This is a genomic window from Pacificispira sp. HM-600 (genome assembly GCF_977993705.1).
In genome coordinates this window covers 2,411,323-2,435,320 of the sequence record NZ_OZ388079.1, presented here as the reverse complement: position 1 = coordinate 2,435,320, position 23,998 = coordinate 2,411,323, and the positions used below count along the sequence as shown (strand labels likewise).

The following is a 23,998-nucleotide window of genomic DNA, read 5'->3' as shown; positions in this document are numbered from 1 at the left end:
TTCTACGTCGCGGGGCCGGTATGGGACGATGCGACCGTGACCACCGAAGAGCCCGCAGCCCGCAGCATCCGGGTTTCGGCCGCTGTCATCGTCGACGCCGACGGACGGCTGCTCGTGGTCCGGAAGACGGGAACAACCGCGTACATGCAGCCCGGCGGCAAGCCCGAGCCGGACGAGAACGCCGCCGAGACGCTCTCCCGCGAATTGGCGGAAGAGGTCGGCATCCGCGTCGCACCGAGCGAACTGCGCCCGCTCGGCGAGTTCGCCGCCGCCGCCGCGAACGAGCCGGGGTTCACGGTCGTGGCGGATGTCTTCGCCGCCGATATCGGGGCGCAGATCCCGATCGCGGCGGCCGAGATCGCTGAACTGCGCTGGATCACCCGCGCCGACGCGGACACACTCGAGATCGCACCCCTCGCCCGCGAGTACTTCCTGCCCTCCTGATTCACTTGCCCGACGTGTAGCGTCAACCACACAGGGTCACCGCGGCTCTCGAAGGAGCACGCCCATGGGTGACAAGTCCGCGCGTAAAGAAACCGGCAAGACCGCAGCCTCCAAGACCCTCAAGGAGAAGCGCACCGCGAAGGCCGACAAGAAGGCCGCGAGCAGCCGGGTCGAGAACACCGACGCTGTGACGAGGGTCAAGAACCGCTAGCCGGAGACCGAGCTACGGCGCGAGCGGGTGATCGTGGACCGCTGAGCTCGCACTCGCGCCGTTCAGGTCGAGGTAGACCCGCCGTTCGGTGACCGACAGGGTCATCGTGTTGCGGCGGGCGAGCGCGGCGACGGCCGCGTCGATGAACCCCGAGTCGAAGCTGTGCAGCGTGATCGTGTCGGCGCGGTGGATCGGCTTACCGGCCAGCGCTGCAAGAACCTTCGCGGGATCACGGTGCGTGTAGACCGTGGTGCGGTCGGCGAGCTTGCTGCCATAGTGCAGACGGGCGGCATCCGGGGCACCGATCTCGATCCACGCGGTGATGTGTCCGGTCATGTCGCGCACGAGCACAGCGGGTTCATCCGTCGACGAGATTCCCTCGCTGAACACGATGCCCTCTTCGAACTCGAGCAGGTACGCCAACACGCGCGTCATCATGTAAGCGTCGGTCTCGGACGGATGCCTCGCTACCCGAAGCATCACCTCGTCGTACACACCGCGGTCGACGTCGGCAAGTTGCACCGCGAACGTGTGGATTACTGCGCCTGCGGCCATAGCGTCCGAGTCTACGTCCGAGATTTCACCCAACCTATGATCTCCCGTACGGACACCGAGATCAGCGCGTCGACGGCAGGTGCGTGACGTTCATCTCATCCGGATCCGGCAACGCCGCACTTAGGTCGACCGGGTTACGTGGCTCCCAGCCAGAGCGGCGACGACGTCTCCGTGACGGGTGAGCTCGAGGTAGCGCGCTACTGCATCGCGGCTCTTCGTCAGGCAGGCGAGTCGATCCTCGAGAACTTCGAGCTCGCCCGCGAGCTCCTCGGCGAGCGCAAGCGAGCACTCGGGAGGCGAGTCGAGTTCGCACTGGCGCTCGATATCGAGCACGACGCGCGCCATCCGTGTCGACAGGCCCGCCTGCACGAGCCCGCGCACACGGATTGCCCGTTGCACATCCGCATCGTCGTAGGCGCGATATCCGTTGTGCGAGCGCCCCGCTTCCAACAGCCCCTGCTGCTCGTAGTACCGCAGCATCCGTGACGGGATACCCGTCTGGGCAGACAGTTCGCCGATCTTCACAACGTCCTCCGCGACCCGAAGGTTGACATTGACATTGATGTCAGAGTTTAGCCTGAGGACATGAGCACCTCAACGGCCGCGGCCGCGGCCGCGACATCTGCGCCCGCCACCCGTTTCCCCCTCCGTGCACTTCTCCTGCTCAGTTTCGGCGTTCTCGTGACGGTCACCGCCGAGTCGTTGCCCGCGGGACTCATGCCGGAGCTCTCTGCCGATCTGAGGGTCTCGCCGGCTCAGATCGGATTACTGATCTCGGTCTGGGCGCTGACCGTCATCTTCACGAGCATCCCTCTCACCCGCGCGAGCGCCCGGTTCGACCGGCGTCTGGTGATCGCGGTGGCGTTGGCGGCTTTCGCACTCGCGAATCTCGCGACCGCCTTCGCGCCGGGATACGAGTTCGCCTTCGCGACGCGGATCCTCGCCGCCGTCGCGCACGGCGCCTTCTGGGCGGTCGTCATGGTCTACGCCACCGCCCTCCTGGCTCCCTCGCAGCTCGGTCGAGGCCTCGCGATCGTGACCGGCGGCGGGACCGCCGCGACCATCGTGGGGCTTCCTCTCGCGACCCTGGTCGCCCAGGGACTCGGATGGCGCGCGACGTTCATCGGACTCGGAGTCATCGCTCTTCTTCTCGGCGCCGTCGTGGTTCTGAAGATGCCCCCGCATCTTCCGAACGCTACGACCCACGGCGAGCGAGCGAGCGTGCTGCGCGACCCCTCCCTTCCCGCCTTGGCCGCATTCGGAGTCGTCGCCATTCTGATCGCGACGGCGCAGTTCGCGTCCTTCACCTACATCCGGCCGTACCTCGAGGTCTCGGCGTCCATCGAGGCGGGTTGGGCCGCCGGCCTGCTGTTCGTTTATGGCGCCGCGGGACTGTTCGGCGTGGTTGCGGCGGGTTTCGCAGCCGATCGGTTTCCGCGCGGATCGCTGATGGTTGTCCTGATTCTGCTCGTCGCGGCTTTCGTCACGCTGACGGTCGCCTCTCGCAGCCTGCCGACAGTCATCACCGCCCTCACGGTGTGGGGATTCGCTCTCGGCGCGATCTTCCCGCTCCTCCAGACGATCCTGATGCGCACCTCGACGCCGCTCACGCGAAACCTCGCGGGTGCCGGGATCGTTGTGTTGTTCAACCTCGGGATCGCCGCGGGGCCGGCCATCGGCGCGTTCGTCGGCGGCGAAGACTCGCCCACCTCGATCACGGCGGCATCGGCCGTCGCCATCGTGGTCGCCACGGGTTTTGCCCTCGCGGGTTTCGGCCTCTCTCGGCGACGCGACCGACGCACGCGCATTCAGTAGTCGACGCGGCACCCCGGACAGGCCAGGATGGGGCGAAAGCCACTCCCGGAAAGGGTGATATCCGTGGGCACGACCGTCTTCGAACGCCAGAAGCCCCCCGCATCCGTCATTCGGCACGCCCTCACCGGTACGCGGCAGAGTGCGTTCTGGCTGGATGACCTGCCCGCGAGACCCGCGTACCCGACCTTGGCGGGCGAGCACACCGCCGATCTGGTCGTCGTGGGTGGCGGGTACACCGGGCTCTGGACGGCGCTCCTCGCCCGCCGACGCAACCCCGGCGCGCGAATCGCCCTGCTGGAGGCACGGAAGATCGGATGGGCCGCCTCGGGCCGTAACGGCGGGTTCTGCGAGGCGAGCCTGACGCACGGCCGCGACAACGGACTCGCGCGCTGGCCCGACCAACTCGACGAACTCGAACGCCTGGGGCTCGCGAACCTCGATGCGATCGGATCCGACCTCGACGAATGGGGTGTCGATGCCGATTTCGAACGGGTCGGTTCGATGGGAGTCGCCGTCGAAGAGCACCAGCTCGACTGGCTGGACGACTGGGTCGTGGATGCGGCCTCGCGGGGCGAGGGTGAGCACGTCGTCCGCCTGAACGAGACACAGGTCCGCGCATCCGTGAACTCCCCCACGTACCTCGGTGGGGTGTGGGAGAAGCATTCGACGGCGCTGGTTCATCCGGGCAAGCTGGCGTCCGAACTCGCGCGCGTCGCGAGCGAACAGGGCGTGCAGATCTTCGATAACTCGCTGGTGAAGCGGATCGATGATGCGGATGCCGGCGGCAACGTCCGACTCGTCACCGCGTCCGGGGCGATCCGCGCACCCCGGATCGTGCTCGCGACGAACGTGTTTCCCGCGCTTCTGAAGCGCAATCGGCTGATGACGGTTCCGGTCTACGACTACGTGCTCATGACCGAGCCGCTTTCGACCGAGCAGCTCGCCGCGATCGGGTGGAACGACCGCCAAGGCCTCAGCGACCTCGCGAACCAGTTCCACTACTACCGGCTGAGCGCCGATAATCGCATCCTGTTCGGTGGCTACGACGCGGTGTACCACTACGGCCGCGCGGTTCGTCCCGCCTACGAGAACCGGCCGACCAGCTACGAGACGCTCGCGAGCCACTTCTTCACGACGTTCCCGCAGCTCGACGGCCTGAGGTTCAGCCACAAGTGGGCGGGCGCCATCGATACCTCGACGCAGTTCTGCGCGTTCTACGGAACGGCCCGCGAGGGACAGATCGCCTACGCGGCGGGGTTCACGGGGCTGGGGGTGGGGGCATCGCGCTTCGCCGGCGAAGTCATGCTGGACCTTCTCGAGGGCGCCGACACCGAACGGACGCGCCTCGACATGGTGCAGAAGCGCCCCCTGCCATTCCCGCCCGAGCCGGCAGCCGCGATCGGCATCAACATGACGCGCTGGTCGCTCGACCGCGCCGACCACAACGGCGGCCGGCGCAACGTGCTGCTGAAGACCCTCGACGCTCTCGGTCTGGGATTCGACTCGTGACGGCCATCCGGAGAAACGCATGACGAACATCACCGATCTCGAAGCCGATGCCCGGGTCCGCGCCGACGACCGCGGCCACGTCTTCCACTCCTGGAGCGCTCAGGCGCTCATCGACCCCGTTCCGGTGGCGGGCGGGTCGGGCGCCACGTTCTGGGACTACGCGGGCAACAGCTACCTGGACTTCTCGTCGCAGCTGGTCAACCTGAACCTGGGCCACCAGCATCCGGATCTCGTCACGGCGATCCAGCAGCAGGCCGGGCGCCTGGCCACCATCCAGCCCTCGATGGCGAACGACGTGCGCGGTGAGCTCGCGCGCCGGATCGCCGAGGTCGCACCCGACGGCATGAACAAGGTGTTCTTCACCAACGGCGGTGCCGATGCCAACGAGAATGCCGTGCGGATGGCGCGCCTGGTGACCGGCAAACGCAAGGTGCTCTCGATGTATCGCAGCTACCACGGCAACACCTCGACCGCGATCACGCTGACCGGCGACCCGCGCCGCTGGGCGAACGAACCCGCCGACGGTTCCGTGGCGCACTTCTTCGGCCCCTACGCCTACCGGTCTTCTTTCCACGCATCGTCGCTCGAGGAGGAGTCGCAGCGCGCCCTGGAGCATCTCGAGCAGGTCATCGTTCTCGAGGGCGCATCGACGATCGGGGCGATCATTCTCGAGACGGTCGTCGGCACCAACGGCGTGCTCATCCCACCCCCGGGGTACCTCGCGGGCGTGCGGGAACTCTGCGACCGGCACGGCATCGTCCTGATCGCCGACGAGGTGATGGTCGGCTTCGGCCGGATCGGCGAGTGGTTCGCCTTCCAGGCGTTCGATGTCGTGCCCGACCTGATCACGTTCGCCAAGGGGATCAACTCGGGGTACGTCCCGCTCGGCGGGGTGGTGATCTCGGACCGCATCGCGAAGCACTTCGACACCGTCGCGTTTCCCGGGGGCCTGACCTATTCGGGACATCCGCTCGCCTGCGCCGCGGGCGTCGCGACATTCGAGGTCTTCGAACGCGACGGCATCCTCGGGCGCGTGCGCGACCTCGGCGAACGCGTCGTCGGGCCGCGGCTCGGCGCGATCGCCGAGCGCCACCCGTCAGTGGGCGAGGTGCGCGGGCTCGGGTTGTTCTGGGCGATCGAGCTCGTGAAGGACCCTGCGACGCGCGAGCCCCTCGTGCCTTTCAACGCGAGCGGGCCGGATGCTGCACCGATGGGTGCCCTCGCCGCCGCGTGCAAGAGCGCGGGTCTCTGGCCGTTCACACACTTCAACCGCATGCACGTCGCGCCGCCCCTCGTGATCTCGGAGGAGGATCTGGTGCGCGGCCTCGACATCATCGACGAGGCGCTCGACGTGACCGACGAGTACGCGGCCTGACCGCGCGCGGGTCGCCGATCAGTCGCGCGCCTCGAACGGCGAGGGCCCGAGCTCTTCGAGGAGTTCGGCCATCTTGGCGTATGCCTTGTTGCGATAGGCGACCAGCTCGGCGATGCGCTCCGGCTCGATCTCGCGGAATCCGCCGCCGCTCTTGGTGCCGAGCTCGCCCCGCGCGACCCGGTCGCTGAGGATCTCGGGGGTCGCGAATCGTTCGGGGAATCCGGTCTGCAGGGATGCATAACAGAAGGCGTATACATCGAGCCCGGCCATGTCGGCGATCGCGAACGGACCGAAGAACGGCAGGCGGAAGCCGAACGTCGACCGCACCACGGCATCGATGTCTTCGACGCTCGCAACCCCTTCATCGACGAGTTGCGTCGCCTCGTGGAACAGCGCGTACTGAAGCCGGTTCAGAACGAAGCCGGTCGCATCGGTGATCCGTGCGGTGACCTTGCCCGAGCCTCCGACGATCTGCTCGGCGAACACGATCGTCTGCTCGTCGGTCGCCGCGTGCGGGATGATCTCGACACCCGGGATGAACGGCGCCGGGTTGGAGAAATGGATCCCGAGAAAGCGTCCGGGGTTCTCGACGGCTTCTGCGAGGGTGCCGATCGAGATGGTCGACGTGTTGCTGCCGATCACCGCTGTGGGGCTCGCGAGCGAGATCCGGCGGAGCGTGTCGTGCTTGATGTCGATCCGCTCGGGAACCGCCTCTTCGACGAACTCGGCCCCCGCAACCGCCTCTTCGATTGACGCCGCGGCCGAGATGTTCCGGTCGATCAGGTCGGTCGAACCGGGCCGGTACAGGCCCTGCTCTTCGAACTCCGCCGTCTCGCGCCGCACGCGCTCGAGATTCGCCGCGGCGATCTCGGCGGTCACGTCGGCCAGGACGACCTCGTGCCCGGCGAGGGCGAACACCTGGGCCATCCCGCCGCCCATGTAGCCGCTTCCGACGATCGCGATGCGTGTCATGAGAGGTCCTTTCGCGGGGCGTTGTCGTACGAATCGATCGCGGCGACCTTCTCGGCCGACGCCGAGGCGGGGTCGAAGCGATAGCCGAGCCACTCGGTCACGAGCCGCTTGGCGAGCTCGAGCCCGATAACGCGCTGACCCATCGTGAGCACCTGAGCGTCATTGCTCAGGACGCTCCGCTCGACCGAGTAGCTGTCGTGGGCCGTGACGGCGCGGATCCCGGGCACCTTGTTCGCCGAGATCGCGACGCCGAGCCCGGTGCCGCAGATCAGCAGGGCCCGGTCGGCGTCGCCCGCGGCGACCCGTCGCGCCGCCTCGACGGCGACGTGCGGGTACGCGGTGTGTTCGTCGCCGCCGACCCCGACGTCCTCGACCTGCTCGACCCGTTCATCCGCCTCGAGCAGCGCCTTCAGCGCGGACTTGTATTCGTATCCGGCGTCGTCGCTGCCGACGACGATCCGTAGGGGTCGGTTCATGAGGCGTCCTCTCGTTCGTGCTGGGCGCGTGAGCGCTCTGCCACGGTTTCGGCGATCAGGGCCAGCGAGGTGGCGCCGGCATCCGGATGTCCGATACTCCTCTCGGCGAGGGGGCGGGCCCGCCCGAGCGCGGGTCGCAGGGCTTTGGTCGCGACGGCAGCGTCGGTCGCGGCGCGTGCCGCTGTCTCGAGCGCCGCGGGGATCTCGGCGCCGGCAGAGATCTGCTCCTCGAGAACCCGAACGAAGGGCTCGAGGGCATCGACCATCGTCTTGTCCCCCACCGATGCGCCACCGCGCGCCGTGATCGTCTCGAGCGCGGCACGGGCACCCGCCGCCACCGCCTCTCGCGGTGTGGCGGACTCGTCGTCCATCCCCCGCCCCATCGCGCGCAGCGCCGCACCCCACAGCGCGCCCGAGGTGCCACCCGCCTTCTCGCTCCACGCGTCTCCCGCGTCGGCGAGCATCGTCGCAAGTCCGGCAGACGGGTCGGCGGCGGCGCACGCCGCCTCAATACCGGTGCGCATGCCGACCCCGTGGTCGCCGTCGCCGGCGATGGCGTCTATCCGTCCGAGTTCGCCCTCGTGCTCGACGAGGGTCAGGCGCACGGCCGACAGGTACGCGGCGGCACGGCGGGCAGCATCCTGAGACCATGCGGATGCCTCGGGCCGGGCTATGGCGGGTTCATCCTCGACCTCGTCCGCGACGTCCGCGACTCCGCCGGCTGCGGCAGCGGGAGCGAGGCCCACCGCACCCTTCCGATACGCGGCTGTATAGGCGGGCGCCGCCCACAGCGGCTCGAGCTCATCGTCCAGCCACAGCAGCGTGACCGAGACCCCCGCCATGTCGAGACTCGTGACGAGCTCGCCGACCTCGGGTTGCACGATCGTGACGCCCGCCTCGTCCAGGCGCGCGGCGACATCGCCGAACAGCACGAACAACTCCTCGTACTTGACCGTGCCGAGTCCGTTGACGATGACCGCGGCGCGATCGCCCCGAGCATCCGGAACGTCCGCGAGCAGCGCATCGACGAGCGTGCGCGCGAGCTCTGCGGACGAGGACACGGGCACGTCTTCTATGCCGGGCTCGCCGTGGATCCCGAGACCGATCGACATCATCCCGTCGGGAACCGTGAAGAGCGGCTCGGTCGCCCCGGGAAAGGTGCAGCCACCGAAGGCGACGCCGAGCGTTCGCGTGCGCTCGTTCGCGCGGCGCGCGAGTCGCTCCACGGAATCGAGGTCGTCGCCGCGTTCGGCGGCGGCGCCGGCGATCTTGAACACCGTGAAGTCGCCCGCGATTCCGCGCCGCTTCTCGAGCTGATCGACGGGTGCGCTGGCGATGTCGTCGGTGCACAGCACCGTGCGCGCATCGATGCCCTCGGCCCGTAGGCGCTCCTGCGCCTCGCCGAAGTGCAGCACGTCGCCCGCGTAGTTCCCGAAACTGAACAGCACGCCTCCGCCGCGGTGCGCGGCCTTGGCGACGCGGTACGCCTGCCCCGCCGACGGCGAGGTGAAGATGTTGCCGCAGACCGCCCCGCTGGCGAATCCCGGACCGACGACCCCGGCGAACGCCGGGTAGTGCCCCGAGCCTCCGCCCACGACGACGGCGACCGAGCCGGCTGGCCCAGGCGCGGCGCGCACCACCCCGCCGTCGACGGTGCGAATCAGATCCGGGTGCGCCGCGGCGAAGCCGGCGAGCGCCTCGGGCACGAACCGGGCGGGATCGTTCAGAATGCGCGTCACGGGCGGTCCTCCCATCCGGATGGCTGGCGCACAAGGCTCTTCGCCGGTTCGTACGGCCGCTTGGGCAAGACGTGCCGCCGCAGGTAGTCGCGGTTCTCGGCGCACACCGACAGGCCGTCCCCGCCGTAGTTCTCGACGCAGATCACGCCCTGGAAGCCGCTCTGCACCGCGACCCCGAACGCCCACCGGTAATCGATCAGTCCGTGCGCCATCGGCGCGGGCATGGCGCTGTAGTGGTCGCGCGAGACATCCTCGTCGCGTGCGTAGTTCTTGACGTGCCAGAAGTTGGCATAGGGCAGCGTCTTTTCGACGAGCTCGCGCCACGACTCGATAGGCCGGTGCAGGCGCACAAGGTTTCCGATGTCGGGATTGAGGCCGACGTTATCCATCCCGATGTCGGACACAAGCCGGACCGCCGAATCGGCGGTGCCGAGGAAAGTGTCCTCGTACATCTCGAGCGACACGATCAGGCCGATGTCCTGTGCGTGCCGGCCGAGTTCCCGCAGCCGTGCGACGGCCAGGTCCCAATCCGCCGGGTCATCGACGTGGCCGGTGACGGTCCAGAACCAGAGCTGCCGCTGCTGCTCAGGAGTCAGGGCTTGATGCAGCCCGAAAGAAACCGTCTCGATGCCGAGCCGCGCGGCCGCGTCGAGCGTGCGGTGGCTGTAGGCGAGGTTCTGCTCCCCGTTCGCGTGATCGATGACGCTGCGCCGGATGGCCGAGATCGAACTCGGCACGAGGCCCGCATCGTCCGCCGCGGCACTCAGCGCGTCGAGGCGCTCGGGCGACAGGTCGCCGACGCGCACCCACGAGTCCGTGATGTCGATGCGGTCGAATCCGGCGTCCGCGACCTCGACGAAGGTGTCGTGCCAGGCGGCAGGATCGGCGTCCGTCATCGACGTCCCGTCGGGCGCAACCCCCGGGAAAGGCAGTGCTGCGGCGGCGATCGGCCACGTCTGTGCGGACAGTCCGGTCATGGGGTCTCCCTGACGTCGATGGCGATTCCGGTCGTGAGCACGGGCTCGATCACTCGTCTGACGGGTCCCGTGATCGAGAAGGTGGCGGGGGCGGTCCGCTCGTCGACCGACAGCCCCGCCGCGAGCTCGATGACACCGGGCTCGACGATACGCCGGCGATCCAGCCCCGTGAAGGAGAACCGATCGGCGTGCAGGTCGAACGCGACGCGGGCCGTCGCTCCCGGCGCGAGGTCGAGCCGCGCGTAGCCGACGAGCTGACGAACTGGGCGGGTGACCTGCGCCACGGGGTCGGAGCTGTACAGCTGGACGACGGTCGCGCCCGAGCGCTCGCCCGTGTTCGTGACCTCGACGGATGCGATGAGGGTCCCGTCGTTCGGGATCTCGGAGCGGTCGAGCGAAACATCCGAGATCCGGAAGCGCGTGTACGACAGGCCATGCCCGAAGGGGAATGCTGCCGCGATCGACAGGTTGCTGATGCGGTCGCCGTCCTGGCCGAGGGGTGGCGCGAGGTAGGTGTGGGGCAGGGCAGCGCTCGTGCGCGGGATCTGCACGGGCAGGTGCCCGCTCGGGTTCACCTCGCCCGTGAGTACTCGGGCGATCGCACCGGCCCCCTCGATACCGGGCATGAAGGATTGCACGATGGCGGCGGCGCGCCCGACGTAGGCGCCGAGGGCGTAGGGACGCCCCGACACGACGAGCAGGATCGTCGGGGTTCCCGTCTCGATCAGGGCCTCGACCAACCGCCCCTGGTCGCCGGGCAGGTCGATCGATGGTGCGTCCGATCCCTCGCCCGATGTGCCCCGACCGAACATCCCGGCGCGGTCGCCGACGACAGCCACGACGATCTCGGCGTCGCGTGCGGCGCTCACGGCCCGCTCGATGTCCTCGGGCGCCGCCTGCTCGTCGAGGGGGCAGCCCCGCTCGATCGCGATCTGGGCACCCGGCAGAGCATTCACGATCGCGTCCGCAATGGAGACGACATCGACGCCCAATCCCCGCTCCGGATGCCGCGGCATCACGTGAATCGGGTACGAATACGCCCCCAGCAGCACCCGCGGGTCGTCAGCGCCCGGGCCGACGACGGCCACGCGTCGCACCCCGGACTCCAGAGGCAGGACCCCGCCTGTGTTCTCGAGGAGCACGATCGACTTCTCGGCGAGTTCGCGCGCGATGGCGCGGTTCGCGGCACCGTCGAGGTCGCGCTCGCTCGGTTCGCGCGGCGCCCACTCGGGGTCGAGCAGTCCGAGCTCGATCTTCTGTCGCAGCACGCGCCGCACCGCCGTGTCGATGTCCGCGCTCGTCCGCTCGGGATCAGGATCGTCCTGGTGCAGCAATCCGTAGCCCGCGGTGTCCGGCAGCTCGACGTCGAGGCCCGCGTGCAGGGCGAGCCTCCCGGCGTCGGCCATCGTCTCGGCGACCCCGTGCTTGGACTTCAAGAAGGCGATCGACCAATAGTCCGAGACGACGGTGCCCGCAAAGCCCCACTCCCCGCGCAGGACGTCCGTCAGCAGCCACCTGTCGGCGGCGGCCGGCACGCGATCGGTCTCGGTGTACGAATTCATGACGCTGCCCGCGCCGCCGCTGCGCACCGCCATCTCGAAGGGCGGCAGCACGAGATCGCGCAGGTCACGCTCGCCGATCGCCACGGGCGCATGATTCCGTCCGCCACGAGATGTGGCGTGCCCGGCGAAGTGCTTCAGCGTCGCGACGACGCCAGCGCGCTGCAACCCGCGCATGTAGGCGGTGCCGAGGGTGGCGACGACGTAAGGATCCTCGCCGAGCGTCTCTTCCACCCGCCCCCAGCGATAGTCGGTCACGACGTCCAGCACCGGGGAGAGTCCCTGGTGCACCCCCAGCGCGGACATGTCCGAGCCGATGGCGTGCGCCATCCGCTCGACTGCGTCCTCATCGAACGCCGCCGCCCAGGCCATCGCCGTGGGGTACACCGTCGCGCCGAACGTCGTGAAGCCGGTCAGGCACTCTTCGTGCACGATCGCCGGGATGCCGAGGCGCGTACGCTCCTCCAGGTGCCGCTGCGCCGTCCGCACCTTGTCCATGCCGACGGCCGGCGTCACCGGGGTCGTGCCGAAGACGCGCGTGAGATGGCCGATGCCATCCGTCACGACCTCATCGAAGGGCCGACGACCACGTGAGAGCACGTCCTGCATCGGCGCGATGATCTGCGTCGCATCCCGCTCATCGGCCCAGTAGCTGCCAAGCTGAGCCGCCTTCTCGGCGGGCGTCATCTCGGCCAGGAGCGCCTCGACCCGCGCGTCCGTGTCGAGCGAGGTGTCACGCCACGGCGACGACGTCATGCCGTCGGGCGCCCGCGCAGCGCGACGGCGGTCCACGAGACCGGCGGCAACGTGATGACGACCTTGCCGTCCTGGGCACGGATCGTGTCGTTCTCGCGCGGGGCGACACGTTCACGGTCGGCCAGGGTGTTCGCGGCGTGGACGTCGTCGTCGTGCAGCGACACCGCCGACACGATGTCGACACCTCCGAGCGCGCTCGTGTCGATCTCGAACGACGCCTCCTCGCTCATGCTCCGATTGACGACGAAGACCGCGACGTCGCCCGTTTCGGGGTCGCGCGTCGCCACGGCATCGATCAGGGCCGCCGTGCCGTACTCGTCGGTGTCATAGGTGGGCGAATCGAGTTTGAGTTCGAGCGCTACGCCGCGTGCCAGACGAGACGTGATCGAGAAGGGGAAGAACGTCGTCTGCCGCCACGCCGCCCCGCCGGGCTCGGTCATGATCGGGGCGATGACGTTGACCAGCTGTGCAAGGCTCGCGGCCGTCACCCGGTCGGCGTGGCGGATCAGCGAGATCAGCAGATTGCCGAACACGACGGCATCCATCACCGAGTACGAGTCCTCGAGCAACCGCGGCGCGACCGGCCAGCTCTGCACATCCGTGATCTTGTCGACCTCGTTGTAGCGCGACTGGTACCAGACGTTCCACTCGTCGAACGAGATGTACATCGTCTTGTCGCTGCGCTTGAGCGCCTTGACGTGGTCCGCCGTCGCCGCGACCTCTTCGATGAAGCGGTCCATATTGACGGCCGAGGCCAGAAAGCTGCCGAAGTCCTCGCCCTTGGGTTCGTAGTACGCGTGGCACGAGATGTAGTCGACGTCGTCGTACGTCGCCTCGAGCACGATGCGCTCCCATTCGCCGAACGTGGGCATCTGTGCGCCCGAGCTGCCGCAGACGACGAGCTCGAGGTCGGGATCGACCTGACGCAACGCGCTCGCGGTCTGCGCCGCGATCTGGCCGTACTCGTACGCCGGCCGGTGGCCGAGTTGCCACAGTCCGTCCATCTCGTTGCCCAGACACCACATGCGCACGTTGTGCGGCTCGGGGTGCCCGTTCGCGACGCGCCGGTCGGAGAGCTCCGTGCCCGAGCGGATGTTGGCGTATTCGAGCACGTCGAGCGCGTCGAGCACGCCGCGGGTGCCGAGGTTGACCGCATACATCAACTCGGCATCGACCTTGCCGAGCCAGGTGGCGAACTCGTCCAGTCCGATCTGATTGGTCTCGGTGGAGTGCCAGGCCAGGTCGAGGCGGCGCGGGCGTTGATCGCGCGGCCCGACCCCGTCTTCCCACCGGTATCCCGAGACGAAGTTGCCTCCCGGGTAGCGGACCGTCGACACTCCGAGTTCGCGCACGAGCTCGACCACGTCGCCCCGGAACCCGTCCTCGTCCGCGGTCGGGTGACCGGGCTCGTAGATCCCGTCGTAGACGCAGCGGCCCAGGTGCTCGACGAACGAGCCGAACAGGCGACGGTTGACGGACCCCACGGCGAAGTGGGGGTCGAGCGTGATGCGAGCGTCGATCATGATCCTCTTTCGATTTACAACGTTGTATATCTGTGTTGAAGAGGATACCGCGTGCCCGAACATCCGTGTCAACAGAAGCTGGATAGTGTTCTTCCACCGTGTGGGTGCGACGCCCGACGTCCCCGGCCAGGCCGACGACAGGAGCATCGATGGGTCCCACGATGCGCGATGTGGCGAGAGTGGCGGACGTCTCGATCAAGACCGTCTCGAACGTGATCAACGACTACCCCCACGTCCGAGCCGAAACGAAACAGCGCGTCCTCGACGCCATCGCCCTGCTCGGATATCGCCCCAACCTTTCTGCCCAGGGCTTGCGCTCCGGGCGCACCGGCGTCATCGGCCTCGCCGTTCCCGCGCTCCGCGAGAACTACTTCGCCGAACTGGCCGACGCCATCATCCGTGCCGCGGAGGAACGCGGTCTCGGCGTCATGGTCGAGCAGACCAACGGCGATCGGGATGCCGAGCTGCTCGCCGTGGCCGGAGGTCGTCGACGCTTCATGGACGGACTCCTGCTCAGCCCGGTCGGGCTCGGGCAGGACGACGCCGCGGCGCTCGATGTCGACCTGCCGCTGGTGCTGCTGGGAGAGCGGATCTTCGGCGGACCCACGGATCACGTGACGATGCACAACACCTCGTCGGCGCGCGCGGCCGTCGAGCATCTGCTGCAGATCGGCCGACGCCGCATCGCGGTGGTCGGCGCGGACGAGGGCTCCGCCGAGGGTGCGCGATCCGAGACGAGCTCGGCCACCCTTCGTTTGCAGGGCTATCGGCAGGCGCTCGAGGCGGCAGGCATCGAGCTCGCGCCCGAACTCATCCGTCCGACACCGCACTGGAGCCGTGCGACCGGCGCCGAAGCGACGCGGAGGCTGCTCGATGAGGGCATCGCGTTCGACGCCCTGTTCGCCCTGAACGACACCTTGGGTCTCGGCGCGCTGCGTGCACTGGGCGAGGCGGGCGTCGCTGTCCCCGCCGAGGTCGCGGTCATCGGCTTCGACAACATCGACGAGACACGGTTCTCCGTTCCCTCGCTGACGAGCGTCGATTCGGGGCGCGCCACCATCGCGACGCTGGCGGTCGACCTGCTGATCGAGCGCATCGCGGAGAAGGGGGAACGGATGCCGCCACGCACCCTCAAGCCCGACTTCCGGGTCATCGGGCGAGAATCGACGGGCTTCTCCGACGGCGGCGCCTGAGCTCAGCGCGAGGGCAGCCCGCGACGCTCCAAGGCGGAACGGATCTTTTCTCTGCCCCGCAGGGTCGTCGCCGAGCGGATGCGCCCGAGGATCGTGCCAATCCATCCGTGCGACATCCCCTGGCCCGCGTAGTACGTGCGCACGGCATCGTCATAGGCCACGATCGCGTCGTCGGGAGCGGGGCGATAGGTCTCGCGATGCCGGACGACGTCCTGCGGCAGGCGCGGCTTGACTCCGGCCCGATCCGTGGGGTCGGGATGTCCGAGAGCGAGCCCCATGACCGGGAACGCACCGGTCGGCAACTCCAGCAGACCCGCCAGCTCTTCGGGCCGATTGCGGACGGCGCCGACGTACACCGCGCCGAGGCCGAGCGACTCCGCGGCGATCGTGGCATTCTGCGCGGCGAGGGCGGCGTCGATGAAACCGACGAGCGTGCTCTCGATGTACTCGACACCCTCGGCCGTTTCTCCACGGTGCTCGGCGACGGCGCGGTGTCGTGCCCAGTCCGCGACGAAGATCAGGAAGACGGGCGCCGCTCGGATGAACGCCTGGTCGCCCGCGAGCCGAGAGACCGCGGCCTTGTGGTCGGGGTCCCGTACCTCGATCACCGACCAGGCCTGCATGTTCGAGCTCGTGGCGGCGGACTGGGCTGCGGACACGATGAGCGCGACGGTCTCGTCGTCGATGCCCTCGGCCGTGAAGCTGCGCACCGAACGGTGACGCTGCAGCAGCGCGATGACGTCGTTCGCGGGGGCGATGGATGCCGGTACGGCACCCCCGTACCGCTGGTGGAGCACGCTGTCCGTCATGCCGCTCAGCCCGCCGCCGCGAGTGCCTGCTCAAGGTCCGCGAGAAGATCGTCGCGGCTCTCGATACCGACCGAGAGCCGGACGATCTCTTCCGGGACGGCCAGTTCGGTGCCGCGAACGGATGCGTGGGTCATCGCGTCGGGGTAATTGAGCAGGGACTCGACTCCGCCGAGCGACTCGGCCAGCGTGAACAGGCGCGTGGATTCGGCGAAACGGCGGGCCGTGGCGGCATCCGGCAGCGCGAGGGAGACGATGCCGCCGAACGCGGACATCTGCCGCCCGGCGAGCTCGTGCCCGGGGTGGGATTCGAGCCCTGGGTAGTAGACGTGAGCGACGCCGGGGTGGGCATCGAGGAAGCGTGCGACGGCGTCACCGTTCTCGCTGTGCCGCTGCATCCGAACACCGAGGGTCTTGATTCCCCGGGTCGTGAGCCAGGCATCGAGCGGACCGGACACCGCACCGGCCGCGAACTGCAGGAAGCGCGCCTGCTCGGCGAGAGCGTCGTCGTTCATGACGAGCGCGCCACCCACGACATCCGAGTGGCCGCCGAGGTACTTCGTTGTGGAGTGCACGACCACGTCGGCACCGAGCGAGAGTGGCCGCTGCAGCGCGGGCGACGCGAACGTGTTGTCGACCACGACGACCGCGCCAGCGGCGTGTCCGAGGCGTGCGAGGCCGGCGATGTCGGTGATGCGCAGGAGTGGGTTGCTGGGGGTCTCTACCCACACCATCCGCGCGGGGCGTTCTTCGAGGGCGGCGGCGACCTGATCGAGGTCGCTCATGTCGACGACCCGCAGACCCACGCCCCACGGTGCGAGCACGCGGGCGATCAGGCGGTAGGTGCCGCCGTAGACGTCGTTGCCGAGAAGCACCTCGTCGCCGGGCTTCAGAACCGAGCGCAGCAGGGCGTCTTCTGCGGCGAGTCCGGACGCAAACGACAGACCGTGCCGTCCGCCCTCGATCGCGGCGAGCTGGGTCTCGAGCGCGGTGCGGGTGGGGTTGCCGCTGCGGCCGTACTCGTACCCGCCGCGGAGGCCGCCGATGCCGTCCTGTGCATAGGTGGTCGAGAAGTGCACGGGCGGGATGACGGCGCCCGTGGTGGGATCGAACTCTTGGCCGGCGTGGATGGCGAGGCTGTCGAAGCCCGCGAACTCGGACGTGCTCATCGGATGCCTCCTGCGGCATTGTCTGCGGTTTTCGTTTCGGATGTTGCGGATGCTTCGGGGCGATCGACAGGTGGCTCGACCGTGAAGCCGTTGTCGGTCATCCAGCCGTCGTCGAAGATCTTGCCGAGGTAGCCCCGGCCGTGATCGGGGAGCAGCACGACGACGACGTCGTCGGGTCCGAGTTCGCGGGCGGTGCGGAGTGCGCCGACGACCGCCATCCCGCTCGATCCGCCGACGAGCAGTCCTTCTTCCCGGGCAAGACGGCGGGTCATCGCGAACGATTCCGCGTCCGAGACGCGTTGCCATTCGTGCACGACGGAGGGGTCGAACGTTTCGGGCCAGAAATCTTCGCCCACGCCCTCGACCTTGTAACCGTGGACGTCGGAACTGGAGTAGATGGAGCCGATCGGGTCGACGCCGACGATCCGGGTCGTGCCGTCCGAGACCTCACGGAGGTAGCGGCCTGTGCCGGTGATCGTGCCGCCGGTGCCGACGCCCGCGACGAAGTGGGTGACGCGTCCGTCGGTGGCACTCCAGATCTCGGGTCCGGTCGTTTCGTAGTGTGCGCGGGGGCCGTTCTGGTTCGCGAACTGATTCGGTTTGAATGCGCCCGGGATCTCGCGGGCGAGGCGGTCGGAGACGCTGTAGTACGAGCGGGGGTCCTCCGGCGGAACACTCGTGTCGGTGACGACGACCTCGGCCCCGTAGGCCTCGAGGACGGCGACCTTGGGGCCTGCGAACTTGTCGGGAACGACGAAGATCATGCGGTAGCCGCGTTGCTGCGCGACGAGGGCCAGCCCGACGCCCGTATTGCCACTCGTGGGTTCGACGATCGTGCCGCCGGGGCCGATCAATCCGTCACGCTCGGCGGCATCGAGGATGTTGGCCGCGATGCGGTCTTTGGATGAGCCGCCGGGGTTGAAGTACTCGATCTTCGCCAGAACCGTGGCGGCGATGCCGTCGGTGACGTGATTCAGGCGAACGAGGGGTGTGTTTCCGATGAGGTCGGTGACGCTCTGCGCGTATCGCACGGGATGTGTCCAAGCTGCGGGGCCGCGATGTTGTCGCGGGGTGTTGTCAGGGGTCGTCGAGGCGAGTGCGAAGCACTCAGCGGCAACAACGACAGGACAGCACGCGGATAGTTTACATAGGCGAGCTGCGGGATGCCTAGGCGGGTCTGCACAGCGGGGCACTTCGACAAGCGCAGCGACCGTCGGCTCAGCGGCCCTGAGGTGCCGACGATCCCTGAGCCCGTCGAAGGGAGCAGCAGAGCCGCGCACGCCGGGCGGGCAGGGCGCAGCGGGTCACTTCGACAAGCTCAGTGGCCGGGGGCTCAGCGACCGCGGTGTCTCAGAACGGGGGTGGATCCGTGTTCGGGGTGAAGACGACCAACGCGGGCGGGGGTTTGTCGATGTAGACGTGGCCGCCCGGTGAGGTCCATTCCAGGATTCCGCCGCCGAGTTGTCGGACCGTCCACGCGGTCTCGCCCTTCAGGGTGTGGTGTCGTTTGCACAAGCAGGCCAGGTTGCAGCAGGCGGTTTCGCCGCCGAGCGCGTAGTCGAGGGTGTGGTCCCGGTCGCACCGGTGGGCGGGTTGTCGGCATCCGGGGAATCGGCAGTGCTGATCCCTCGCCCGCAGGAACCGTTTCATATCCGCGGACGGTGTGTAGCGGTCCACGGCGAGCACGCACCCGGTGATCGGGTCAGCCAGAACGCGATCCCATCCGGTCGCGTGTCCCGCGAGTTGCCGGGCCGTGGCCGGGTCGATCGGGCATCGGCCCACCAGTTCGGCGGGCTCGTCGGTCACGCCGGCCAGCGCCAGCGCGGGCACCGTGACGTTCACGATCCCGCGGATCGCCCCGAGACCCCCGAACCCGTCCGAGAACCCGGAACCCGTTTCAACGTTGGGGGTCGTTGTCAGCATCATGTCCGCGACGAGGTCCGCACGAATCTGATCGATCGTCCGCACATCCGTGGGGTCGGCGTTCTTGATCGCCTGGGCCTGCTGCGTGATCCGGTCGTGCATCGCATGCGCGAGCACAGCGGGCTGGATGGTGCTGAACTCCGCCATCCCATCCCCGATGTCCCGCACACACGCACCCCGCGACGCACGCGCCTCTTCGTGCCGTTCCGCGAGCGGTCGCGGCTGCAGCGACTCCGCAAGCCGCGCGAGGGATGACCCCAGCCGTCCCGGTGTGGTTTCTTCGGCACGCATCAGCGCTTCAGTCTCGAACAGGGCGCGTGCGTCCGAGTCGGTGATCGGGAGGCCGTGTTCCATGATCACCGCAACGTGCCCGGTACTCACCCGTCCCTCATCCCACGCCCGGAACGTTGCGGGAAACTTCTCGGTGAGGGTTGCGGCATCGCTCATCCGGCGCTGCACGGTCCGGTCAGACATTCTGGCCGCCGCACCCAACTCCGCCGCCAACGCACGCATCGGCAGTTCCGCCTCACGCGACGACGGTGAGTCGAGTTCGGCGACCCGCCGCATCCCGACCGCGGCTGCGCGTGCGAACACGCGAGCTTCTGCCGCCTGCGCTCGCGCGACCACTTCCCGTGCTTCATCGATGTCGAGCGCGAGTTCACGGAACTCGGCATCGAACCCACGAACTATCGAATGCATGTTCTAAACTCTACGGATCACCACCGACACCCACGCCCCGAAAAGCCCCCCAAATCACGCCGAATCCGAACCGAAAAGATGAGACTTCTCACATCTCCGCACGACCGCCGCCTACCCGAGCCGAACACGCCGCAAGAGCTCCCGACGGGAATGCCCGACGGCGCAGGCCGGTTGCCCACACCATGCGCGCCATCGTCTACTTCCAGACCGGAACGTCCGACGTCCTCCACGAGGTCGACACTCAGACCCCCGAGCCCGGCGAGGGCGAGGTTCGGGTTCGTGTGATCGTTTCGGGCGTCAATCCGACGGACTGGAAGAGCCGCGCGGGCGGGGCGCCGGTCCCGACGCGCTTCCCGGATCAGGTGCCCAACCAGGACGGCGCCGGCATCGTCGACGCCGTCGGCCCGGGTGTGGAGCAGCTCTCGCCCGGCGACCGGGTCTGGGTTTTTCTCGCAGCATTCGAGCGCCCCACCGGCACGGCTCAGGAGTACGCGGTCCTGCCCGCTCATCTCGTCGCGCCCCTTCCCGAAGGCGTCTCGTTCGACGTCGGCGCATCGCTGGGCGTGCCCGCCCTGACGGCGCATCGCGCGCTCACCGTGCACGACGGAGGGCCGTCGCGGCTCGCCCCCGGTGCACTCGCGGGCCGGACCGTGCTCGTCGCGGGCGGGGCGGGTGCCGTGGGGCACGCCGCCATTCAGCTCGCCCGCTGGGCCGGCGCTACCGTCATCACGACCGTCTCTTCCGACGCCAAGGCGGAGCTCGCCTTCGCGGCCGGGGCGCACACCGTCGTGAACTATCGCGAGCAGGACGCAGCCGCCGAGATCCGCGCCGCTGCCCCAGACGGAGTGGACATCGTCGTGGAGGTCTCCCCCGCGCGGAACGCAGAGCTGAACGCCGCGGTCCTGGCGAACCACGGCTCTGTCGCCGTCTACGCGACCGACGGTGGAGCCAAGATGAAGCTCGACATCCGCACGCACTTCGCGCTCAACATCCGGTACCAGTTTCTGCTGCTGTACACGATGGGGGCGGACGCGATCGCGGCGGCCGTCGAGGATGTCACGGCCGCGCTCCGCGACGGAGCACTCCCCGTCGGACACGAAGCCGGGTTGCCGATCACGCGGTTCGCTCTGGAGCAGACCGCCACAGCGCACGACGCGGTCGAGGCTGGACTCGTCGGCAAGGCGCTCATCGACGTAGCAACGAGCTGACCCGCCCGATCACCGTCCGGCGAGCGCGACCCCCAGCCATTCCGCAAGGTCGCGAATCTCGGCCTCGACCATCTCGCGCTCGTCGCCGTCGAAGGGCACGACTTCGTGCACGGCATGCACGACGAGCGTCTCCCTCTTCTTGTCGAGTTCGGCATCCAAGAGCCCCACGACCCGGTCGCCAACGAGAATCGGATGCGCGAAGTATCCGTACACCCGCTGCGCCTTCGGCTTGAACTGCTCGAGCACGTAGGTGAACTCGAAAAGCTCGGTCAGGCGCGGCCGGTCGAAGAGCATCCGGTCGTACGGGTTCAGGATCGCGGCGCGGCCACCGGGGTCGTCGTCGAGGGCGGCGATCGCCTCGGGGTCGACGCGCCACTTCCAGCTGCCGCCCTCGACTTCGGCGGGTTCGCCCACAGTTCCCACGGGTATCCAGGGCGAGTTCTGCTTCGCGATGCCGGCAGCCTGCAAACGCCGCCGCTGCAATATCACCTCCGCCTCGACCGGCTCGAACGTCGGCAGGTCGGCCGGGTAGACCCGCTCGGAAAGATCCCACAGGCGCTGCCGGCCAGCCCGCCCGGCGATCGCGACCTCGCCGACCCTCGCCAGGACCTCGAGCATCCGTGGCACTTCGTTCGGGCCGTACCAACCGCTCGAGCGGTCGCGTTGGACGACGCTCGTGTCGGTGAACTCGGATGCCGCGAGCGGGCCTCCGGCGCGCAACCGAGCAAGGATGCCTAGGCGAAAGGCGTCGTTCGCCTCGAGGTAGTCGACCTTCGCCTGTCGGCGCGGCCCGTGGCGCATGATCGACAGTGTCGGGGCGAGCAGGCTTCCTGCCCAGAAGCATCCGTCGTTCTCGAATAGCAGTCGGTCGGTCTCGACGGCTTTGCGGAGTTGGCCCGGTTCGTGGCCCCAGCCGATCCGGCTCCACGGTGCGGTCTGCTCGGCGGGGGCGATCGTGGCGGTGGGGTCGATCTTGATCGCGCCGATCTGCTCGGCGACCTCGACCACATCGCCCGGCCGACGGGCATCGAGCAACTGCGCGCGCACGGCGATACGGCGCGCCTCGTCGAGTGTCAGCCGATGCATGGGCCGAGGTTAGCGGGACGCCGGCCCCCTGTCAGAGCGATTGCGCTCCGATGACCGAGAGCAGGTTCAGCTTCTCGTAGCTCTCACTACCCGGCACAGCCGTGTAGACCATCAGCGAGTGCGCCTGCCCGGGATCGATCAGCCGCTGGCAATGCAGTTCGAGGGCGCCGACTTCCGCATGCACGAAGTGCTTCACCTCGTGCGGCCTCACCCCCACCTCGTGCTGTGCCCAGAGCCGACGAAACTCGTCGCTGCGTTCGAGCAGCATCTCGGCGAGCTCCGCGGCGCGGGAATCGGGCCCCCGGAGGGCGGTGATCTCGCGCAGACCCGATGCGTACATGCGGCTGAGGAACGTGTGCTCCTCGGGGGCGAAGAAGTCGCGCGACGCGAGGTCGGTGAACCACCGATATCCCAGACTCCGCTCCGGTCCCGTGAGACCGGACTTGTCGCCCATCAGCGCGACGCCCAGCCTGCTCTGCCGGAGCGTCTCGCCGAGTTCCGTGACGATCTCGGCGGGTGTGTCGTCCAGACGATCCAGGATGCGGAGCATTCCCGGGCTGATGTGGTCTCGGCTTGCGCCACGTGCGCGAGGGGTGTGCCCCGCGAGATGGAACAGGTGGTCGCGCTCCTCGAGCGAGAGATGCAGTCCCTGGGCGATGGCGGCCAACATCTGCTCGGATGGCTGCGGCCCGCGCTCGCGCTCGAGGCGCGAGTAGTAGTCGGTCGACATGTGACTGAGTGCCGCCACCTCCTCGCGCCGCAGACCGGCGGTCCTGCGCCGAGCACCTCGCGTCAGCCCCACGTCCTCGGGTTGAAGCGCCTGCCGGCGCGCCCGGAGAAACTCGGCCAGTCCCCTGCGGTCGATCACGGTCGTCCTTCGGTCCGATGGGTTGGGTTCATGTCTACCGCGCACACCCGACCGGAGCCACGGTCCGACGATCCCCCCTTCACATCGGGGGATCGTCGGGTCCTGGCTACGCGGGATGGCGCGGGCGAACGTGGAGGCACACGACATCGAACGACGACATCGGATTCCCTCGAGGAGCACAGCATGGCACGCACGAAGATCGACATCACCCTCCCGTCCCTCACCGACAAGCGAGCCCTGATCACGGGAGCCAGCGACGGCATGGGCCTGATCATGGCGCAGCGGCTGGCGGCGGCCGGCGCCGAGGTGATCATCCCGGTTCGCAATCGCCACAAAGGCGAGAATGCGCTTGCCACGATTCGCGCCACGGTGCCCACCGCACGGGTGTCGCTGCGCGATCTCGACCTGTCGTCGCTCGAGTCCGTGGCGGCCCTCGGTGAGACGCTTCGCGCCGAGGGCGAACCGATCCACCTGCTCATCAACAACGCCGGGGTCATGACCCCGCCGACCCGTCAGACGACGGTCGACGGTTTCGAGCTCCAGTTCGGAACCAACCATCTCGGCCACTTCGCGCTGGTCGGGCACCTGCTTCCGCTACTCCGGGCCGGTCGGGCGCGCGTGACCTCGCAGATCAGCATCGCGGCGCGTTCGAACGGCATCAACTGGGACGACCTCAACTGGACGCAGAATTACTCGGGCGGGAAGGCCTACAGCCAGTCCAAGATCGCGTTCGGCCTGTTCGGGCTCGAACTCGACCGCCGCAGCAAGGAACTGGGCTGGGGCATCACGAGCAATCTCGCGCACCCCGGCGTCGCACCGACGAGCCTGCTCGCGGCGCGTCCCGAGCTCGGCCGAGACGGAGACACGTCATCGATTCGCGTCATCCGCTGGCTTTCGGCGCGCGGCATCCTGGCCGGCACGGTCGAATCGGCGGGCTTGCCCGCTCTGCTCGCCGCCACCGGACCCGACTCGAAGGGCGGCCGGCTCTTCGGGCCGAACGGGGTGGGTCAGATCGGAGGACCGCCCGCCGAGCAGGGACTCTTCAGCCCGCTTCGAAGCGCCGACGACGCCCAGCGTGTCTGGGAATTCTCCGAAGAACTCACGAAAGTCTCCCTGCCGATTGCCTGAACGCGAC

The 23,998-nt window shown here is 68.5% G+C and carries 22 protein-coding genes; 8 read left to right on the top strand and 14 right to left on the bottom strand.

The features are described from left to right. Positions 1–36 precede the first annotated feature (36 nt). Together ACXZ1E_RS11665 and ACXZ1E_RS11660 are read left to right on the top strand one after the other, a co-directional pair. A complete protein-coding gene (locus ACXZ1E_RS11665) occupies positions 37–444 on the top strand; it encodes an NUDIX hydrolase (RefSeq protein ID WP_458040656.1) in 408 nt (135 codons plus the stop codon). A gap of 64 nt (positions 445–508) precedes the next feature. Then, positions 509–655, top strand: coding sequence for a hypothetical protein (locus ACXZ1E_RS11660; protein WP_458040655.1), 147 nt, complete (start codon positions 509–511; stop codon positions 653–655). Positions 656–667: 12 nt separating this feature from the next. Here the strand turns inward: ACXZ1E_RS11660 and ACXZ1E_RS11655 are convergent, their stop codons facing one another. Beyond that, positions 668–1,210: a YaeQ family protein gene (locus ACXZ1E_RS11655; protein WP_458040654.1), complete on the bottom strand. Its 543-nt coding sequence runs from the start codon at positions 1,208–1,210 to the stop codon at positions 668–670. Positions 1,211–1,330: 120 nt separating this feature from the next. Continuing rightward, on the bottom strand, positions 1,331–1,735 hold the full coding sequence (locus ACXZ1E_RS11650) for a MerR family transcriptional regulator (RefSeq protein WP_458040653.1): 405 nt from the start codon (positions 1,733–1,735) through the stop codon (positions 1,331–1,333). Between the two features lie 60 nt (positions 1,736–1,795). Here ACXZ1E_RS11650 and ACXZ1E_RS11645 point away from each other — a divergent pair, with 60 nt between their 5' ends. The 3 genes from ACXZ1E_RS11645 (at position 1,796) to ACXZ1E_RS11635 (ending at position 5,909) form a co-directional block, all read left to right on the top strand. After that, positions 1,796–3,025, top strand: a complete 1,230-nt coding sequence (locus ACXZ1E_RS11645; RefSeq protein WP_458040652.1) for an MFS transporter — start codon at positions 1,796–1,798, stop codon at positions 3,023–3,025. A gap of 63 nt (positions 3,026–3,088) precedes the next feature. After that, positions 3,089–4,534, top strand: coding sequence for an NAD(P)/FAD-dependent oxidoreductase (locus ACXZ1E_RS11640; protein ID WP_458040651.1), 1,446 nt, complete (start codon positions 3,089–3,091; stop codon positions 4,532–4,534). A 19-nt stretch (positions 4,535–4,553) separates the two neighbouring features. After that, positions 4,554–5,909, top strand: coding sequence for an aminotransferase class III-fold pyridoxal phosphate-dependent enzyme (locus tag ACXZ1E_RS11635; RefSeq protein WP_458040650.1), 1,356 nt, complete (start codon positions 4,554–4,556; stop codon positions 5,907–5,909). A gap of 18 nt (positions 5,910–5,927) precedes the next feature. Here the strand turns inward: ACXZ1E_RS11635 and ACXZ1E_RS11630 are convergent, their stop codons facing one another. The 6 genes from ACXZ1E_RS11630 to arfA are packed head-to-tail and all read right to left on the bottom strand — an operon-like array spanning position 5,928 to position 13,911. Then, positions 5,928–6,881, bottom strand: a complete 954-nt coding sequence (locus ACXZ1E_RS11630) for a 3-hydroxyacyl-CoA dehydrogenase family protein (RefSeq protein ID WP_458040649.1) — start codon at positions 6,879–6,881, stop codon at positions 5,928–5,930. Beyond that, positions 6,878–7,357 carry a ribose-5-phosphate isomerase gene (locus tag ACXZ1E_RS11625; protein WP_458040648.1) on the bottom strand — a complete coding sequence of 160 codons (480 nt, stop codon included), beginning with the start codon at positions 7,355–7,357 and terminating at the stop codon, positions 6,878–6,880. The genes ACXZ1E_RS11630 and ACXZ1E_RS11625 overlap by 4 nt, the downstream gene beginning before the upstream one ends. Next, the gene (locus ACXZ1E_RS11620; protein WP_458040647.1) at positions 7,354–9,096 is read right to left on the bottom strand and encodes a dihydroxyacetone kinase family protein; all 1,743 of its coding nucleotides are present in this window, start codon (positions 9,094–9,096) and stop codon (positions 7,354–7,356) included. The genes ACXZ1E_RS11625 and ACXZ1E_RS11620 overlap by 4 nt, the downstream gene beginning before the upstream one ends. Beyond that, positions 9,093–10,073 carry a sugar phosphate isomerase/epimerase family protein gene (locus tag ACXZ1E_RS11615; protein WP_458040646.1) on the bottom strand — a complete coding sequence of 327 codons (981 nt, stop codon included), beginning with the start codon at positions 10,071–10,073 and terminating at the stop codon, positions 9,093–9,095. The genes ACXZ1E_RS11620 and ACXZ1E_RS11615 overlap by 4 nt, the downstream gene beginning before the upstream one ends. After that, positions 10,070–12,424: a glycoside hydrolase family 3 N-terminal domain-containing protein gene (locus tag ACXZ1E_RS11610; RefSeq protein ID WP_458040645.1), complete on the bottom strand. Its 2,355-nt coding sequence runs from the start codon at positions 12,422–12,424 to the stop codon at positions 10,070–10,072. Before ACXZ1E_RS11610 ends, ACXZ1E_RS11615 begins: the two co-directional genes overlap by 4 nt. Beyond that, positions 12,385–13,911 (bottom strand): arabinosylfuranosidase ArfA, encoded by a 1,527-nt coding sequence (gene arfA, locus ACXZ1E_RS11605; protein ID WP_458040644.1) that lies wholly within the window; start codon positions 13,909–13,911, stop codon positions 12,385–12,387. The genes ACXZ1E_RS11610 and arfA overlap by 40 nt, the downstream gene beginning before the upstream one ends. A gap of 149 nt (positions 13,912–14,060) precedes the next feature. Here arfA and ACXZ1E_RS11600 point away from each other — a divergent pair, with 149 nt between their 5' ends. After that, positions 14,061–15,104: a LacI family DNA-binding transcriptional regulator gene (locus ACXZ1E_RS11600; RefSeq protein WP_458040643.1), complete on the top strand. Its 1,044-nt coding sequence runs from the start codon at positions 14,061–14,063 to the stop codon at positions 15,102–15,104. 2 nt (positions 15,105–15,106) lie between these two features. Here the strand turns inward: ACXZ1E_RS11600 and ACXZ1E_RS11595 are convergent, their stop codons facing one another. The 4 genes from ACXZ1E_RS11595 to ACXZ1E_RS11580 form a co-directional block, all read right to left on the bottom strand. Beyond that, positions 15,107–15,913, bottom strand: coding sequence for an NADPH-dependent oxidoreductase (locus tag ACXZ1E_RS11595; RefSeq protein ID WP_458040642.1), 807 nt, complete (start codon positions 15,911–15,913; stop codon positions 15,107–15,109). 5 nt (positions 15,914–15,918) lie between these two features. Further along, positions 15,919–17,079 carry a cystathionine gamma-synthase gene (locus tag ACXZ1E_RS11590; RefSeq protein WP_458040641.1) on the bottom strand — a complete coding sequence of 387 codons (1,161 nt, stop codon included), beginning with the start codon at positions 17,077–17,079 and terminating at the stop codon, positions 15,919–15,921. Continuing rightward, the gene (locus ACXZ1E_RS11585; RefSeq protein WP_458040640.1) at positions 17,076–18,110 is read right to left on the bottom strand and encodes a pyridoxal-phosphate dependent enzyme; all 1,035 of its coding nucleotides are present in this window, start codon (positions 18,108–18,110) and stop codon (positions 17,076–17,078) included. Before ACXZ1E_RS11585 ends, ACXZ1E_RS11590 begins: the two co-directional genes overlap by 4 nt. Positions 18,111–18,429: 319 nt before the next feature. Then, positions 18,430–19,701, bottom strand: coding sequence for a DUF222 domain-containing protein (locus ACXZ1E_RS11580; protein ID WP_458040639.1), 1,272 nt, complete (start codon positions 19,699–19,701; stop codon positions 18,430–18,432). Positions 19,702–19,883: 182 nt separating this feature from the next. On the opposite strand from ACXZ1E_RS11580, the gene ACXZ1E_RS11575 reads away from it, so the two are divergent. Beyond that, complete coding sequence (locus ACXZ1E_RS11575; protein ID WP_458040638.1) at positions 19,884–20,909, top strand: NADPH:quinone reductase; 1,026 nt, start codon at positions 19,884–19,886, stop codon at positions 20,907–20,909. 9 nt (positions 20,910–20,918) lie between these two features. Here the strand turns inward: ACXZ1E_RS11575 and ACXZ1E_RS11570 are convergent, their stop codons facing one another. Both ACXZ1E_RS11570 and ACXZ1E_RS11565 read right to left on the bottom strand, forming a co-directional pair. After that, positions 20,919–21,995, bottom strand: a complete 1,077-nt coding sequence (locus ACXZ1E_RS11570) for a DNA glycosylase AlkZ-like family protein (protein ID WP_458040637.1) — start codon at positions 21,993–21,995, stop codon at positions 20,919–20,921. Between the two features lie 31 nt (positions 21,996–22,026). Further along, positions 22,027–22,863, bottom strand: coding sequence for a helix-turn-helix transcriptional regulator (locus ACXZ1E_RS11565; RefSeq protein ID WP_458040636.1), 837 nt, complete (start codon positions 22,861–22,863; stop codon positions 22,027–22,029). A gap of 183 nt (positions 22,864–23,046) precedes the next feature. On the opposite strand from ACXZ1E_RS11565, the gene ACXZ1E_RS11560 reads away from it, so the two are divergent. Then, positions 23,047–23,991 carry an SDR family oxidoreductase gene (locus ACXZ1E_RS11560; RefSeq protein ID WP_458040635.1) on the top strand — a complete coding sequence of 315 codons (945 nt, stop codon included), beginning with the start codon at positions 23,047–23,049 and terminating at the stop codon, positions 23,989–23,991. Positions 23,992–23,998 lie beyond the last annotated feature (7 nt).

Coding starts and splice junctions, on each gene's coding strand:
- arfA (WP_458040644.1), bottom strand. CDS start 13,911: ATGATCGACGCTCGCATCACGCTCGACCCCCACTTCGCCGTGGGGTCC.
- ACXZ1E_RS11615 (WP_458040646.1), bottom strand. CDS start 10,073: ATGACCGGACTGTCCGCACAGACGTGGCCGATCGCCGCCGCAGCACTG.
- ACXZ1E_RS11595 (WP_458040642.1), bottom strand. CDS start 15,913: ATGACGGACAGCGTGCTCCACCAGCGGTACGGGGGTGCCGTACCGGCA.
- ACXZ1E_RS11635 (WP_458040650.1), top strand. CDS start 4,554: ATGACGAACATCACCGATCTCGAAGCCGATGCCCGGGTCCGCGCCGAC.
- ACXZ1E_RS11570 (WP_458040637.1), bottom strand. CDS start 21,995: ATGCATCGGCTGACACTCGACGAGGCGCGCCGTATCGCCGTGCGCGCG.
- ACXZ1E_RS11630 (WP_458040649.1), bottom strand. CDS start 6,881: ATGACACGCATCGCGATCGTCGGAAGCGGCTACATGGGCGGCGGGATG.
- ACXZ1E_RS11600 (WP_458040643.1), top strand. CDS start 14,061: ATGGGTCCCACGATGCGCGATGTGGCGAGAGTGGCGGACGTCTCGATC.
- ACXZ1E_RS11625 (WP_458040648.1), bottom strand. CDS start 7,357: ATGAACCGACCCCTACGGATCGTCGTCGGCAGCGACGACGCCGGATAC.
- ACXZ1E_RS11575 (WP_458040638.1), top strand. CDS start 19,884: ATGCGCGCCATCGTCTACTTCCAGACCGGAACGTCCGACGTCCTCCAC.
- ACXZ1E_RS11580 (WP_458040639.1), bottom strand. CDS start 19,701: ATGCATTCGATAGTTCGTGGGTTCGATGCCGAGTTCCGTGAACTCGCG.
- ACXZ1E_RS11590 (WP_458040641.1), bottom strand. CDS start 17,079: ATGAGCACGTCCGAGTTCGCGGGCTTCGACAGCCTCGCCATCCACGCC.
- ACXZ1E_RS11645 (WP_458040652.1), top strand. CDS start 1,796: ATGAGCACCTCAACGGCCGCGGCCGCGGCCGCGACATCTGCGCCCGCC.
- ACXZ1E_RS11660 (WP_458040655.1), top strand. CDS start 509: ATGGGTGACAAGTCCGCGCGTAAAGAAACCGGCAAGACCGCAGCCTCC.
- ACXZ1E_RS11560 (WP_458040635.1), top strand. CDS start 23,047: ATGGCACGCACGAAGATCGACATCACCCTCCCGTCCCTCACCGACAAG.
- ACXZ1E_RS11655 (WP_458040654.1), bottom strand. CDS start 1,210: ATGGCCGCAGGCGCAGTAATCCACACGTTCGCGGTGCAACTTGCCGAC.